Origin of the sequence: Nocardioides sp. zg-1228 (genome assembly GCF_017086465.1) — a bacterium.
Taxonomy (GTDB): Bacteria; Actinomycetota; Actinomycetes; order Propionibacteriales; family Nocardioidaceae; genus Nocardioides.
This window is the reverse complement of record NZ_CP070961.1, coordinates 1,831,941-1,845,480: the sequence shown is the minus strand read 5'-3', so window position 1 is coordinate 1,845,480 and position 13,540 is coordinate 1,831,941. Positions and strand designations below refer to the sequence as shown.

The window sequence follows — 13,540 nt, the reverse complement described above, 5'->3', positions numbered from 1 at the left end:
ACAGCTTCGGGGCGCGGCGAGGCCCGGTGACGTCAAGAGCCGCGCCGTAATTGTGCCACGGCCCTCCTGAGGACCAACCACCGGTCGCACCACCGCGCGTGTCGGCGCCCGGCTGCGCTCAGCCGGAGACCTTCGGGGCGGACTTCGCGGCCGCCTTCGCGGCCTTCTTGTGGTCGCGCACCTTCTGCAGCGACTCGGCGTCGACGACGTCCGCGACCGAGCGGTGGCCGTCGAGCGCGTAGTCGCCGACGGCGGCCTCCCAGCCCTCGGGGCGCACTCCCAGCTGCTTGGCCAGCAGTGCGACGAAGATCTGCGCCTTCTGCTTGCCGAAGCCCGGCAGCGCCATCACGCGCTTGAGCAGGTCCTTGCCGTCCGCGGCCTCGGTCCACAGTCGCGAGGCGTCCCCGCCGTAGGTCTCCTCCACGATGCGGGCCAGCTCCTGGAGCCGGGCCGCCATCGAGCCCGGGAAGCGGTGGATGGCCGGCGGCGTCGCAGCCATCGCCGCGAACTCCTCCGGGTCGGCGGCCGCGATCGCCTCGGGGTCCACGCTGCCGAAGCGGTCGAGCACCTTCGCCGGGCCGCGGAACGCGTGCTCCATCGGGTACTGCTGATCGAGCATCATGCCCACGAGCAGCGCGAACGCGGAGTCGTCGAGAACCTTGTCGGCGGCGGGGTCGCCGGTGATCTGGAAGCCCATGGGGCGATTGTGCCCGACGTCGTGACCGCCTCGCGCGGGCTACGTGGCCTTGACCGCCAGGACGGGGCACGGGGCGTCGAGCAGGACGCGCTGGGCGTTGCTGCCGAGGATGAGCTTGCCCACGGGCGAGCGGCGGCGCAGGCCGATGACGAGCAGCTCGGCGCCGTTGGCCTCGGCGATGCTGATCAGGTCCTCGGCCGGCTCGAAGCCGCGCACCAGCTGGCGGACCTCGTGGTCGACGCCGCTGTCCTGGAGCTGCTTCTCGATCCCGGTGAGCTCGTCCTCGGCGGCGCGGGCGGCCGACCCGTCGAAGTCCTGGCCACCCCGGTGGGAGTTCACCACCACGAGCTTGCTGCCGCGCAGCTTCGCCTCGTTGATCCCGGCGGCGAGGGCGGCCTCGCCCTCCGGCTTGGGGACGTATCCGACGACGACGGTGCCCATGGTGTCTCTCCTCTTCTCGTGGCCACAGCGCCTCGCCGTTGGCCTGGTGGCACCGTAACGGAAACCACAGGTCTTACGCAGCCTGTGGAGGGGTGGGTCGCGAACCGCTCACTGGGGCACGCTGGGCGCGTGCCCCCGCCCCCTCCCGCGACAGGCCCCGCGACCCCTCCGGCGAGCCCGGTACGCATGCCGGTCGGTCCCCGGGTCGGCGCACCGCCCGCGGCCCAGCCGCCCGTGCTGGCGGCGGTGCACGCCCCGGTCGAGCGGTGGACCCACGACGTCCTGCGCGCCGCCACCCTCGAGCTCGTCGAGGGTGAGACCCGACGCCGGTTCCCGCCCGCGATCCACGCCGGCGTCCCGGGGCGCTCGGCCCGCCACGTCGAGGACCCTCCGGTCGCCGACGCCGGGGCGCGCGCCGACGTCGTCCTCGCCCTGCTGCGCACCGCGACGTCGCTGGCCCCCCGGCCGCTGCTGTGGCTGACCCGTCCCGGCGAGCTCTCGCCGCACGACGACGACCTGCGCTGGCTCGGTCCCGCCGCGTGGGCCGCGCGGGCCCTGGGCCTGCCGGTGGGCCTGGTGGTGGTGACCCGGCGCGGGTGGTTCGACCCGGTGAGCGACGTGCGCCGCGAGTGGCGTCGCCTGCGCCCGCGCCCCGGCGCCCGCTGAGCACCCGCACTCCCCCGTGCTGCGCGCGAGGTCGGTCCCGGGTCAGTCCCAGGTGTGCACGGGCTCGTTGCTGTGCATTCGGTCGCGGTAGTCGAGCAGGGTCGCCCGCAGCGCGTCGAAGCGGTCGGGGCCCCCGCGGGCGCGCACCCGGTCGACGAACCAGCCCGCGCCGCTCGCCTCGGTCTGGCAGCGCTGCTCGATGATGCCGAGGTAGCGGTCGCTCTCCTCGGTGGGCACGCCCCACGACTCGAGGCCCGCGCGCGCCATCGGCAGCAGCCGGCGCAGCATGAGCTCCGTGGCGCGGACCTGTCCCAGGCCCGGCCAGTAGACCTGCGCGTCGACGCCCATCTGGGCCGCGACGTGGAAGTTCTCCTCGGCCGCGGAGAAGGACATCTGCGACCACAGCGGGCGCTCGCTCTCGACGAGGTAGCGCACCAGGCCGAACCACAGCGCCGCGTTGGCGATGGTGTCGGCGACCGTCGGCCCGGCGGCGAGCAGCCGGTTCTCGACGCGGAGGTGCGGCATGCCCAGCGAGATGTCGTAGACGGGACGGTTCCAGCGGTAGACGGTGCCGTTGTGGAGCTTGAGCTCGTGGAGGGCGGGCGTGCCGCCCGACTCGAGCACCTCGAGCGGGTCCTCCTCGTCGGTGACGGGCAGCAGCGCCGGGAAGTAGCGGACGTTCTCCTCGAAGAGGTCGAACACCGAGGTGATCCACCGCTCGCCGAACCACACCCGCGGCCGCACCCCCTGCGCCTTGAGCTCCTCGCTGCGGGTGTCGGTCGCCTGCTCGAACAGCGGGATGCGCGTCTCGCGCCACAGCTCCTTGCCGAGGAGGTAGGGAGAGTTGGCCGACACCGCGAGCTGCACGCCGGCGATCGCCTGGGCGGCGTTCCAGTAGGCGGCGAACTGGTCGGGTGAGGTCTGCACGTGGAACTGGGTGCTGGTGCACGCCGCCTCGGGCACGATCGAGTCGGCCGTCGTGGTGAGCCGCTCCCTGCCGGAGATGCTGATCGTGATGTCCTCGCCACGCGCGGCGAGGATCTGCTCGGACAGGAGCTTGTAGCGCGGGTTGGAGCTGAGTGACGAGACGGTCATGTGGCCCTCGGCGAGCGTCGGGAGGATGCCGATCATCACCTGCTGGGCGCCCACCTCGGCGCCCTTCTCCTCGGCGTCGTTGAGGGAGCGGCGCAGGCTCGCCTCGAACTCCGAGAGCCCGCCCTCGCGCAGCTTGGCCGGCGCCACGTTGATCTCGATGTTGAACTGGCCGAGCTCGGTCTGGAAGTCGGGGTCGGCGATGGCCTCGAGGACCTCGGCGTTCTTCAGCGCCGGGTCGCCCACCTCGTCGATGAGGTTGAGCTCCATCTCGAGACCCGTCATCGGGTCGTCGGTGTCGAACGCCGACTCGCGGAGCATCCGCGCGAACACGTCGAGGTTGCGACGCACCTTCTCGCGGTGCCGCGTCCGGTCGGCCCGGCTGAACTCCTGCTGCGCGACCTCTTCACCCATGGCGGCACCCTAACCACGCGGCTGCCCGGTGGACACCGTCCCGAGGGCTGGGCTCACGCCGCCGGGTCGCCGCTCGCGCCGAGCGACGGGCGCAGGGCCGCCCAGGCGTCGGGCGGCGTGGCCGCCTCGAGGAGCTGGGCCACCAGCCCGGCGAGGGAGTGCGCCTCCTCGACCTCGCGGCACCGGTCGACCGCGCACCACGCGAGGGCGCCGTCGCCGGAGAGCCACGCGGCGAACGCCAGCACCGCGGCGGGGCCCGCGACGTGCGACGTCGGCAGCCGTCGCACCGCGTCGGACCACAGCTCCACCGCCGGGCGGGCCGTCGACCGGTCGAGCCACACCCACGCCTCATCGCGGCGGGCACCGACGCGGACGCTCGCCGCCACAGAGGCGAGCTCCGCGGCCGACAGCGTGGTGCCGGCCCGGACGTGACGACGCACCAGGCCGCCGAGGGCGCCCTCGGGCAGCGGCACCGCCCCCCGGAGGTGGGTGTCGGTGCGGCGAGCCGCGGCGGGGTCGGGGGCGAGCGTGGCGCGCAGGGCGTCGCGGCTGGCGTGGGTGACCCGGCCCTCGAAGACCGACCGGGCCGTGAACGGGTGCTCGGAGCGGGCGAACGGCACGCCCTGGTAGGCGGCGAGCGGGGCGCCCGGCAGCACGGCGTACCAGTGGTCGTCGTGGACGCGCAGCACCTCGCGCACGCCGATGCCGGCGGCGGTGAACTCGTCGTGGAGCGACCAGGCGGCCTCGTCGGCGACGGTCGTGTCGTCGTCGTAGACCACGGCGACGACCTCGCGGACGTCGTTGAGCCGGGCGGCACGCAGGAGCGCCTCCACGACGTCGTCGACGTCGTCGGGGTCGTGCGGCAGGTCGACGCGGGCATGCATCCCGCCCGGGCCGACGCTCACCACCACCGCGGAGCGCTGGGGCACGAAGCCGAGCGCGAGGGGCACGAAGGCGACGATGTCCTCGGGGGTGCGCGCGCGCATGGGGGCGGCGCCCGGGGCGAGGGCTGACGGAGGGACGGGCTCGAGGGGTTCCATGCCGAGGACGCTTCCCGCCGGCACCGACCGTCCACGCCCTCCGGCGCGCGGCGCTGTGGACGACGGCGGATCCGGCGGACCTGTGGACGACTGGCGGCCAGCCCTCGTGCCGTTCGGGAGGAGGGGGCGGCGGTGACGGGGACGCCGACCGGGATGCGGGAGGATGGCGGCGTGACGCAGTCCTCCGCCTCGGGCCGCACCGGCTGATGCGCGGCACCGCGTCGATCCTGCACCTCGACCTGGACGCGTTCTTCGCCGCGGTCGAGCAGCGCGACAAGCCCTCGCTGCGCGGCAAGCCCGTCGTCGTCGGCGGCACCGGCGGGCGGGGCGTGGTGTCCACCGCGTCCTACGAGGCTCGCAGGTACGGCGTGGGGTCGGCGATGTCCACGCGCGAGGCCAGGGCCCGGTGCCCCCACGCCGCGTTCCTCAGCGGGCGCTTCCACGCCTACCGCGACACCAGCCGACGGGTGATGCAGGTGCTGCGGGAGCTGTCCCCGCTGGTCGAGCCGCTGTCGCTGGACGAGGCCTTCGTCGACCTCGCGGCCGCCGACCTCCCCGACCTCGAGGTCGCCACCGTCACCGAGGCCGGCGCCGAGCTGCGGCGGCGCGTGCAGGAGGTGACGGGCGGGCTGACGGCGACGGTGGGCATCGCATCGTCGAAGTTCCTCGCCAAGGTGGCCAGCGAGCTCGACAAGCCCGACGGCATGACCGTGGTCCCGCCCGGCACCGAGCTCGACCTGCTCCGCCCGATGCGGGTCAAGGTCATCCCGGGCGTCGGGCCGGCCACGGCCGAGCGGCTGCGCCGCGCGGGCATCCACACCGTCGCAGAGCTCGAGGCGGTGACCGAGGACGAGCTCGTCCGGCTGCTCGGGCAGGCCCAGGGCCACGGCCTGTGGCAGCTCGCCCGGGCCCAGGACTCGCGGCCGGTGGTCGCCGAGCGGGAGGCCAAGTCGATCAGCGTGGAGAGCACCTACGACTCCGACCTCACCGACCGCCGGCTGATGGAGGGACTGCTGACCCGGCAGGCCCGCGAGGTGGGCGCTCGCATGCGCAAGAGCGGCTACAGCGGGCGCACCGTGACGATCAAGGCACGGCTGCACGACTTCACCACGCTCAGCCGGTCGAGCACCCTCCCCAGCCCGACCGACGACGCCGGCACCATCGCCCGGGTGGCCCGCGCGCTGCTGGCCGACCTCGACACGACCGGCGGCGTGCGCCTGCTCGGCGTCGGCGTGTCCGGTCTCGCCGACTGGGTGCAGGAGGACCTCTTCGGGGAGGCCGAGGAGGAGGACGAGGCCGAGATCGTGCTGCCCGAGCCGCCGCGGCGCACGTGGCCCCCCGGCGCGGACGTGGTGCACGACGAGATGGGCGCCGGGTGGGTGTGGGGCTCCGGCGCCGGGGTGGTGACCGTCCGCTTCGAGACCGCCGACACTCCCCCGGGGCCGGTGCGCAGCTTCCGGGTCGACGACCCGGCGCTGCGTCGCCTCGAGCCGCCGCCCGAGGACTGAGTCCCGCCGGCCGAGTCGGCCCGTCCTGACACGCCCAGCCCGTCGAGTCGGCCCGTCCTGACACGCCCAGCCCGTCGAGTCGGCCCGTCCTGACACGCCCAGCCCGTCGAGTCGACCCGTCCTGACACGCCCAGCCCGTCGAGTCGGCCCGTCCTGACATACCCAGCGCGTCGAGTCGAGGGTCAGGACGCGCCGACTCGACCCTGTTCGGCGGTCAGGACGCGCCCACTCGACCCTGTTCGGCGGTCAGGACGCGCCCACTCGACCCTGTTCGGCGGTCAGGACGCGCCCACTCGACCCTCCGACACCGCGACTCCGGCCGTCGCCAGCGCCCCCGCCGCCGAGCTCCACCTGGTGCTCGACGGCCGCATCACCCAGCTGCGGATCATCTTCGACCGGCTTCCGTTCGCCCTGGCGCGCGGCGACGTCGTCCGGCCGCCGGCCCCGTGAGCCCCCTCACACGACGCGGACCAGCACCTCGTCGCCGGGGCGCAGCTGGGCGCACCCGTCGAGGTCGTCGTCGTCGACCGTCGCGACGACCGGGTAGCCCCCGGTCGTGGGGTGGTCGGCCAGGAACACCACGGGCTGGCCCGACGGCGGCAGCTGCACCGACCCGAGCACGATGCCCTCGCTCGCGACCTCGCCCGCCCGCCGGGCCAGCCGCGGCCCCGTGAGCCGGAGGCCGACGCGGTCGCTGTCGGCGGCGACCGCGTACGTCGCCCCGTCGAGGTGGGCCCATCCGCGCGCGTCGAGCCAGTCGGCCCGCGGCCCGCGCCGCAGGCGCAGCACCGGCTCGCGCGGGCGTACGACGACCGCGGGCGGCGGCAGCGGCAGCCGCCCGGGGGTCCCCAGTGCGAGCACGTCGCCGGCGGCGAGCCGGGGCGGACCGATCCAGGCGAGGGTGTCGGTGGACCGCGACCCGAGCACCGCGTCGACCACGAGACCGCCGGAGAAGGCGACGTAGGACCGGACGCCCGTCGTGGCCGGTCCCACGGTGACCAGCGCACCCTCCGGCGCCGTGACCGCCGCGCCGTGCTCTACCGCCCTGCCCCCGACCCGCACGGCGCACGTCGCGCCGGTGACCGCCAGGGTCACCGCGCGCAGCGGCCGCAGCACCACCCCGCCCACCGTCGTCTCGACGACCGCGTCATCGGGAAGCCCGCCGACCAGGCGCCGGGCCAGCGCCGCGGCGCCGCGGTCCAGCGCGCCCGCTCGGGGGACGCCGAGGTGGGCCCACCCACACCTCCCCCGGTCCTGCAGCGTGGACAGCGGGCCGGGATCGACGACCTCGACGCCGCTCACCCGACGGCCTCGAACCGCACGCGGGTGCCCGGGGCCAGGAGCGCCGGCGGGTCGCGTCGGACGTCCCACAGCGCGGCGTCGGTCGTGCCGATGAGCAGCCAGCCGCCGGGCGATGCCGCGGGATAGACCCCGCACCAGGCGTCGGCGAGGCCGACCGCGCCGGCGGGCACTCGGGCCCGCGGCGACTCCAGCCGCGGCACGGCGCGCTCGGCGGGCAGCCCGGCGAGGTAGGCGAAGCCCGGCGCGAAGCCGCAGAAGGCCGCCGTCAGCTCGAGCGAGGTGTGGAGGTCCACCACCTCGGCGCTCGTGCAGCCCCAGTGCTCCGCCACGCGGGCGAGGTCGGGACCGTCGTAGCGCACCGGCACCCGCACGAGCGGGCCCTCGTCCGCGGACCCGTCGCTCGACCACGCGGGCAGCACCTCGCGCACCGCCTGCGGGTCGACACCGTCGAGCAGCACGGTCGCGGCGGCCGGGACGACCTCGTCGACCCGCAGCCCCGAGCGCCGCACCCAGGTGGCGAGAGCGGCGGCGGCCACCGCGTCCTGCACCTCGACCAGGCAGGCGCGGGCGCCGACGTCGATGACCCTCACGGCGGCCATTGTGCACCGGGGCGCCGCGCTCCCGGGCCTGTTCCCGCCGCCGGCCGACGGGCCGGAACGCCGCCGGAACGCGGCTGGAACGCGGCTGGAACGCTGGGGCATCATGGAGACGGATCCCGGTGCGCTGGGCGCACACAGGTGAGGGGCTCCCGGTGGTATGAGCACCAGGAGCCCCTCAATGTGATCGGGGTGGTGACGTCCGATCCACCGAACCGGCCTCCCGGCCCCCACAGTCCCCGCCACCGGGCCTGCGCGGCGAGCAAGTCGCCGTCTGGAGCTGTTCGTCCGATCCGATCCCCGACCCCGCCGGAGCGGTGTCGGTAGGCAGAGTTCTACGTGGTGCGGCGGGCGTCCCGCAAGGCTTTCGAGCGACAAACCCGCGGTCCCACAGGGTTGCCCACAGAAGTCATCCCGTGATCCACATCACAGCCCCTCTCCTCCACAGGGACGGGCTCAGCCTGTGGACGGCCAGCAGGTGGCGACGGACAGGCCCGCCAGCTCGAGCGAACGCCGGACGGCCGCCGCGGTCCGCACCGCCCCCGGCGAGTCGCCGTGGACGCAGACCGAGTGCACCGTGGCGGCGAGCTCGACGGCGCGCATCGCCACCTGGTCGGGATCGCTCACCAGCGCGCCCGGCCGGTCGCGCGCGAGCAGCCCGCCGTCGGCGGTGTAGCCGCGGTCGGGGAAGCCCTCGTGCCGCACCCCGCGGCCGCGGCGCTGCGCCATAGCCAGCAGGAGCGAGCCGGGCATCCCGAGCACCGGCAGCCGGCCCGAGCCGTCCAGCACGGCGGCCGCCTGCTCCTCGTCGCGGGCGACCCGGTGGTAGAGCGCGCCGTGCGGCTTGAGGTAGGACACGGCTGTCCCCTCGGCCGCCGCGAGCTCGGTCAGGACGCCCACCTGCTCGGCCACCTGCTCGCGCAGCACGTCGCCGGCCACGTCCAGCTCCACGCGGCCGAAGCCCGCGCGGTCGGCGTACGACACCTGGGCGCCGACCGCCACGCCCCGCCGGACCGCACCCGCGCACACCGCCCGCATCGTGGCGCGGGTGCCGGCGTGGAAGCCGCACGCGACGTTGGCGCTGGTGACCAGGGCGAGCAGCCCTTCGTCGTCGGTGACCTCCTCGCCGAGGTCGGCGTTGAGGTCCACCGCGAAGGGGTCGACGGCGTGAGGGTCGACCGCGTGGGAGTCGTCGGGGGCCGGCATGGGCCCAGTCTCCCCGGACGACCCCTGAGAAGTCCCTGAGAGTTGGTGGATCGTGCAACTCGAGTGGGTACTGACTCGTCAAGCCAGATGAAGGCACCGGATCCGGTGGGGAATCCCGCGACGGACACAGGCGTTGGATCAGATGTGCGACACGGGGTGGTCGCACGGGAGCAGGAGGACGAGATGAGCACCGCACAGGCCAACCGCACGACCACCACTCGTGAGATCGAGGGCCGCGACAGCGTGGGCCTCTACCTCGACGAGATCGCTCGCACCCCGCTCCTCGACGCCGAGACCGAGGTCGAGCTGTCCAAGACCATCGAGGCCGGCCTGCTGGCCCAGCACCTCCTCGACACCGGCCGGGTCGGTCGCCGCAAGGGCGGCGCCCCGATGAGCGCCAACGAGGCCGAGCTCGAGTGGCTCGCCGAGCAGGGTCGGCTCGCCGTCGACCGGTTCATCGAGGCCAACCTGCGCCTGGTGGTGTCCATCGCGCGCAAGTACGGCCGCTCGCAGATGCCGATGCTCGACCTGATCCAGGAGGGCAACACCGGCCTGATCCGCGCGGTCGAGAAGTTCGACTACACCAAGGGCTACAAGTTCTCGACCTACGCCACGTGGTGGGTGCGCCAGGCGATCACCCGCGGCATCGCCCAGCAGGCGCGCGTCGTACGCCTGCCCGTGCACGTCGTCGAGGAGCTCAACCAGGTCGGCAGCGCCCGCCGCACCCTCGAGCGCCAGCTGGGCCGCGACCCGGAGCCCCACGAGATCGCCACCGAGCTCGGCATGGACCTCGACCGCGTCCTCGACCTGATGAGCTGGGGACGCGACCACGTGTCGCTCGACACGCCGGTCGACGAGGACGGCGACACGTCGCTGGGTGACCTGATGGCTCAGGAGACCGCGCCCGGTCCCGACCTCAACGTGCTCGACGCGGAGGCCCGCCAGCGGCTCGACGACCTCGTCGGGATCCTCGACGAGCGTTCCGCCGACATCGTCCGCGCGCGCTACGGGCTCGCCGACGGGCGCCAGCACAAGCTGGCCGACATCGGTGCCCGCCACGGCATCTCCGCCGAGCGGGTCCGCCAGCTCGAGCGCGAGGCGCTGCAGAAGCTGCGCCGCGCCGGCGACCCGGACCTCGCTGCCTGACCCCGACCGGCAGCCTCAGTACGCCGCGGACTCCAGGTCCGCGCTCGCGGCCCGTGCCCGCTCGACCACGTCGGCGGGGACGGGCCGTCGTGCTGCCACCCGCGCCTGCCACAGCTGCACCGCCACGACCCGGGCCGCGGCCTCCTCCACGCGGCTGCGCGAGACCAGCCCGGAGTCGATGGCGTCGGCGACGATGCCGTGGGTGGTGGCGGTGTCGACCGGCATCAGGAGCAGGTCGGCGCCCGCCTGGAGGGCCTGCAGGGCCGGGGTCGGCCTGCCACCGACAGCGCCCATGCCGAGCGAGTCGGTGATGGCGACGCCCTCGAAGCCGAGGTCCTCGCGCAGCAGGTCGTAGACCTCCGGCGCCATGCTGGCCGGCACCCCGGGAGCGATGGCGGTCAGGTCGAGGTGGCTGAGCATGACCGCCGGCGCCTCCTGCCGGAACGCCGACTCGAACGGCGGCAGGTCCTGCGCCGCCAGCTCGGCGCGGGTCGAGTCGAGCACGGGGAGCGTGTCGTGGCTGTCGCTCGTGGCGCCGCCGTGGCCCGGGAAGTGCTTGACGGTCGACACGACGCCCGCGTCGTCGTAGCCCTTGATCGCCGCGCCCACCGCCTGGGACGCCAGCCGGGGGTCGGTCGAGGGAGACCGGGCGCCGATCGTGGGGTCGGCGGCTCCGATCGTGACATCGGCGACGGGGGCGAAGACCCAGGTGAAGCCGAGGTCGCGCAGCTCGAGGCCGGTGGCGAAGGCCGCGGCCCGGGTGACCCGGCGCCCGAGGCGGGCGTCGGCGGCGATGGCGAGGCCGGCGGTCTGGAAGTGCGGGAACTCGGTCGCGATGCCGCGCAGGTGCGACACGTAGCCGCCCTCCTGGTCGACGCCGATGACGGGCGGGTGGTCGCGGCCGTCGGCCGCGGCGGCGTCGACGATCGCCGACGTCATCGCCAGCACCTGGTCACGGTCGCTCACGTTGGCGCCGGTCACGGAGACGCCCGCGAGGTGCAGCTCGCGCACCATCCGGGCCGGCTCCTGGGGGTCGGTGCCGTGGAAGCGGCCCACGATCACCCCGCCGGCGAGCTGCTCGGAGCTCCACGAGCCGACCAGCTCGCGGGCCTGCTCGAGCTCACCCGTCGTCGGGCCCCAGCTCGTGGGGGCGTCGGGGTCCTCGGACTCCTCCGCCTCGGGGGCGGCCTGCCCGGAGTCGTCGGTCGTGGAGGGCGACGACGAGGACGTCGACGGATCCGCGTCGTCACTCGTCGAGGTGAGACCGGCGCACCCGCCCAGGAGCAGGACGCTCGTCGCGATCACGGCCAGGCGGGGTCGGAGCTGGGACACCCCGCGGAGGTTACCGGCCAGACCCGCGTCAGCCGGAAACGCGGGCGCGCTCCGCCAGCTCGGCGTGGATCGCCTCGACCTGTCGGCGCAGGTCGTCCAGCGAGCCGGTGTTGTCGACCACGTGGGTGGCGATCGCGAGCCGCTGCTCCCGCGTCGCCTGCGCGGCGATGCGGGCCTCGGCGTCCTCCCGCGTCCAGCCCCGGTCGCCCGTCATCCGCTCGACCTGCAGCTCGGCGGGCGCGTCGACGACCACGACCGCGTCGAACGACCCGGCCCGCCCCACCTCGGCGAGCAGGGGGATGTCGTGCACGACGACCGCGTCCGCGGGTGCGGCGGCCTCGAGCTCCGCGCTGCGCCGGTGCACCAGCGGGTGGATGATCGCCTCGAGTCGCCGGCGCGCGTCGGGGTCGGCGAAGACGAGCGCGCCCATGGCGGGCCGGTCGAGCTCGCCCTCCGGGGTCAGCAGCTCGGGCCCGAACTCCTCGACCACCGCCTCCAGCCCGGGCGTGCCCCGAGCCACCACCTCGCGGGCGATCAGGTCGGCGTCGACGACGACCGCCCCCAGCTCGGCGAGGACCGCCGACACGGTGCTCTTGCCCGAGGCGATGCCTCCCGTCAGGCCGACACGCACGGTCACAGGTCCTCCCCCACGACGACGGATCAGGAGGCCGTGGCGCGCTCGACGGCCTGCTCCGCCGCGGCCAGCAGCACGCAGGTCGCCACCGCCTCCATCGCGGCGGTGACCTCCTCGAGCGGCGGCATCGTGGGCGCCAGCCGGATGTTGGTGTCGTCCGGGTCCTGCTTGTAGGGGAACGACGACCCGGCCGGGGTCAGCGCGATGCCGGCGTCCTTGGCGAGCGCCACCACCCGGCTCGCGGTGCCGGGCACCACGTCGAGGTTGACGAAGTAGCCGCCGGCCGGGGCGTTCCAGGTCGCCACTCCGCGACCGCCGAGGCGCTCGGAGAGCACCCGGTCGACCTCGGCGAACTTGGGCGCGATGATCGCGCGGTGCCTGGCCATGTGGTCGCGCACGCCCTGCGGCGAGCCGAAGAACTCGGCGTGGCGAAGGTGGTTGACCTTGTCGGGGCCGATCGACCCGGTGCCGAGGTGCTGGAGGTACCAGCGGATGTTGTCGGTCGACGCGGCGAGGAACGCCACCCCCGCACCGGCGAAGGTGATCTTCGACGTGGAGGCGAACATGACCGGCCGGTCGGGGTGGTCGGCGGCCGCGGCGAGGCTCAGGATGTCGGCAGTCTCGGTCTCGTCGTCGCCGAGGTGGTGCAGCGCGTAGGCGTTGTCCCAGAAGATCTTGAAGTCGGGGGCCGCGGTCGGCATGGCCGCCAGCCGCTCGGCGACCTCGACGCTGCAGACGGCGCCCGTCGGGTTGGCGTACGTCGGCACGACCCACATGCCCTTGACGCTCGGGTCGTCGGCGACCAGCGCCGCGATGGCGTCGACGTCGGGACCGTCGTCGTTCATCGGCACCGTCAGCATCTCGATGCCGAGGCTCTCCAGCAGCGTGAAGTGGCGGTCGTAGCCCGGCACCGGGCACACGAACCTGACCTGGTCCTCCTTGCTCCACGGGCGCTTGGAGTCGACGGCGCCGAAGAGCATCATCCAGACCAGGCAGTCACGCATCATCGACAGGCTGGAGTTGCCGCCGGCGACGACCTGGTCGACCTCGACGCCCAGCAGCTCGGCGAACATCTCGCGCAGCTCGCGCAGGCCCTCGAGGCCGCCGTAGTTGCGCACGTCGACCCCGTTGGCGTCGCGGGCCTCGCTCGGGAGCCGCAGCAGGTCGTCGGCGAGGTCGAGCTGCTCGGCCGACGGCTTGCCGCGCGTGAGGTCCAGCTTGAGGCCCCGCGCCTTCAGGTCCTCGTAGGCCGCCCGCTGCTCCTCGAGCAGGGTGGCGAGGTCGGCGGCGGACATGTCGGCCAGCGGAGTCGCGTTCACCCCCCAAGGTTACCGAGCCGCGACGCGCTCCGGGCCGGTCGTACCCACGGAGCGGGACGCCCCGGCGACCGTTCGTGCGCACCCAACGGCGGGATCTCGCCGGGCACGCGCGGGATCGAGCGACGGGCTCGCCCGTTGGGTCCGTCC

13 protein-coding genes are annotated in these 13,540 nt (G+C 74.5%); 3 read left to right on the top strand and 10 right to left on the bottom strand.

Annotated elements, in window-relative coordinates; genetic code table 11:
- Positions 1–118: 118 nt before the first annotated feature.
- Positions 119–697, bottom strand: a complete 579-nt coding sequence (locus tag JX575_RS08780; protein ID WP_186342048.1) for an HhH-GPD-type base excision DNA repair protein — start codon at positions 695–697, stop codon at positions 119–121.
- A gap of 39 nt (positions 698–736) precedes the next feature.
- Positions 737–1,138, bottom strand: coding sequence for a universal stress protein (locus tag JX575_RS08775; RefSeq protein ID WP_186342047.1), 402 nt, complete (start codon positions 1,136–1,138; stop codon positions 737–739).
- Between the two features lie 186 nt (positions 1,139–1,324).
- On the opposite strand from JX575_RS08775, the gene JX575_RS08770 reads away from it, so the two are divergent.
- Positions 1,325–1,804, top strand: coding sequence for a hypothetical protein (locus JX575_RS08770; protein WP_186342046.1), 480 nt, complete (start codon positions 1,325–1,327; stop codon positions 1,802–1,804).
- Between the two features lie 42 nt (positions 1,805–1,846).
- Here JX575_RS08770 and JX575_RS08765 read toward each other — a convergent pair whose 3' ends face one another.
- Positions 1,847–3,310: a glutamate-cysteine ligase family protein gene (locus JX575_RS08765; RefSeq protein ID WP_186342045.1), complete on the bottom strand. Its 1,464-nt coding sequence runs from the start codon at positions 3,308–3,310 to the stop codon at positions 1,847–1,849.
- Between the two features lie 53 nt (positions 3,311–3,363).
- Positions 3,364–4,350 carry a DUF4192 domain-containing protein gene (locus tag JX575_RS08760; RefSeq protein ID WP_186342044.1) on the bottom strand — a complete coding sequence of 329 codons (987 nt, stop codon included), beginning with the start codon at positions 4,348–4,350 and terminating at the stop codon, positions 3,364–3,366.
- A gap of 206 nt (positions 4,351–4,556) precedes the next feature.
- Here JX575_RS08760 and JX575_RS08755 point away from each other — a divergent pair, with 206 nt between their 5' ends.
- Positions 4,557–5,858 (top strand): DNA polymerase IV, encoded by a 1,302-nt coding sequence (locus JX575_RS08755; protein WP_186342043.1) that lies wholly within the window; start codon positions 4,557–4,559, stop codon positions 5,856–5,858.
- A 456-nt stretch (positions 5,859–6,314) separates the two neighbouring features.
- Here the strand turns inward: JX575_RS08755 and JX575_RS08750 are convergent, their stop codons facing one another.
- The 3 genes from JX575_RS08750 to JX575_RS08740 all read right to left on the bottom strand — a co-directional run bounded on the left by JX575_RS08750 (position 6,315) and on the right by JX575_RS08740 (position 8,962).
- The gene (locus tag JX575_RS08750; RefSeq protein ID WP_186342042.1) at positions 6,315–7,160 is read right to left on the bottom strand and encodes a biotin-dependent carboxyltransferase family protein; all 846 of its coding nucleotides are present in this window, start codon (positions 7,158–7,160) and stop codon (positions 6,315–6,317) included.
- A complete protein-coding gene (locus JX575_RS08745; protein WP_186342041.1) occupies positions 7,157–7,750 on the bottom strand; it encodes an allophanate hydrolase subunit 1 in 594 nt (197 codons plus the stop codon). The genes JX575_RS08750 and JX575_RS08745 overlap by 4 nt, the downstream gene beginning before the upstream one ends.
- Positions 7,751–8,212: 462 nt before the next feature.
- Positions 8,213–8,962: a 5-oxoprolinase subunit PxpA gene (locus JX575_RS08740; protein ID WP_186342040.1), complete on the bottom strand. Its 750-nt coding sequence runs from the start codon at positions 8,960–8,962 to the stop codon at positions 8,213–8,215.
- 183 nt (positions 8,963–9,145) lie between these two features.
- On the opposite strand from JX575_RS08740, the gene JX575_RS08735 reads away from it, so the two are divergent.
- On the top strand, positions 9,146–10,108 hold the full coding sequence (locus tag JX575_RS08735; RefSeq protein WP_186342039.1) for a sigma-70 family RNA polymerase sigma factor: 963 nt from the start codon (positions 9,146–9,148) through the stop codon (positions 10,106–10,108).
- A gap of 15 nt (positions 10,109–10,123) precedes the next feature.
- On the opposite strand, the gene JX575_RS08730 is transcribed toward JX575_RS08735, so the two are convergent.
- Genes JX575_RS08730 through JX575_RS08720 form a run of 3 tightly spaced genes read right to left on the bottom strand, consistent with a single transcriptional unit; the run spans position 10,124 to position 13,369 of the window.
- Positions 10,124–11,440, bottom strand: a complete 1,317-nt coding sequence (locus tag JX575_RS08730) for a glycoside hydrolase family 3 N-terminal domain-containing protein (protein ID WP_241005397.1) — start codon at positions 11,438–11,440, stop codon at positions 10,124–10,126.
- 28 nt (positions 11,441–11,468) lie between these two features.
- On the bottom strand, positions 11,469–12,071 hold the full coding sequence (coaE, locus tag JX575_RS08725; RefSeq protein WP_186342312.1) for a dephospho-CoA kinase: 603 nt from the start codon (positions 12,069–12,071) through the stop codon (positions 11,469–11,471).
- 29 nt (positions 12,072–12,100) lie between these two features.
- Entirely contained in the window at positions 12,101–13,369 is a 1,269-nt protein-coding gene (locus tag JX575_RS08720; RefSeq protein WP_186342311.1) for an aminotransferase class I/II-fold pyridoxal phosphate-dependent enzyme, read from the bottom strand.
- Positions 13,370–13,540: the final 171 nt, after the last annotated feature.

Coding starts and splice junctions, on each gene's coding strand:
- JX575_RS08780 (WP_186342048.1), bottom strand. CDS start 697: ATGGGCTTCCAGATCACCGGCGACCCCGCCGCCGACAAGGTTCTCGAC.
- JX575_RS08735 (WP_186342039.1), top strand. CDS start 9,146: ATGAGCACCGCACAGGCCAACCGCACGACCACCACTCGTGAGATCGAG.
- JX575_RS08755 (WP_186342043.1), top strand. CDS start 4,557: ATGCGCGGCACCGCGTCGATCCTGCACCTCGACCTGGACGCGTTCTTC.
- JX575_RS08760 (WP_186342044.1), bottom strand. CDS start 4,350: ATGGAACCCCTCGAGCCCGTCCCTCCGTCAGCCCTCGCCCCGGGCGCC.
- JX575_RS08770 (WP_186342046.1), top strand. CDS start 1,325: ATGCCGGTCGGTCCCCGGGTCGGCGCACCGCCCGCGGCCCAGCCGCCC.
- JX575_RS08765 (WP_186342045.1), bottom strand. CDS start 3,310: ATGGGTGAAGAGGTCGCGCAGCAGGAGTTCAGCCGGGCCGACCGGACG.
- JX575_RS08720 (WP_186342311.1), bottom strand. CDS start 13,369: ATGTCCGCCGCCGACCTCGCCACCCTGCTCGAGGAGCAGCGGGCGGCC.
- JX575_RS08775 (WP_186342047.1), bottom strand. CDS start 1,138: ATGGGCACCGTCGTCGTCGGATACGTCCCCAAGCCGGAGGGCGAGGCC.
- JX575_RS08740 (WP_186342040.1), bottom strand. CDS start 8,962: ATGCCGGCCCCCGACGACTCCCACGCGGTCGACCCTCACGCCGTCGAC.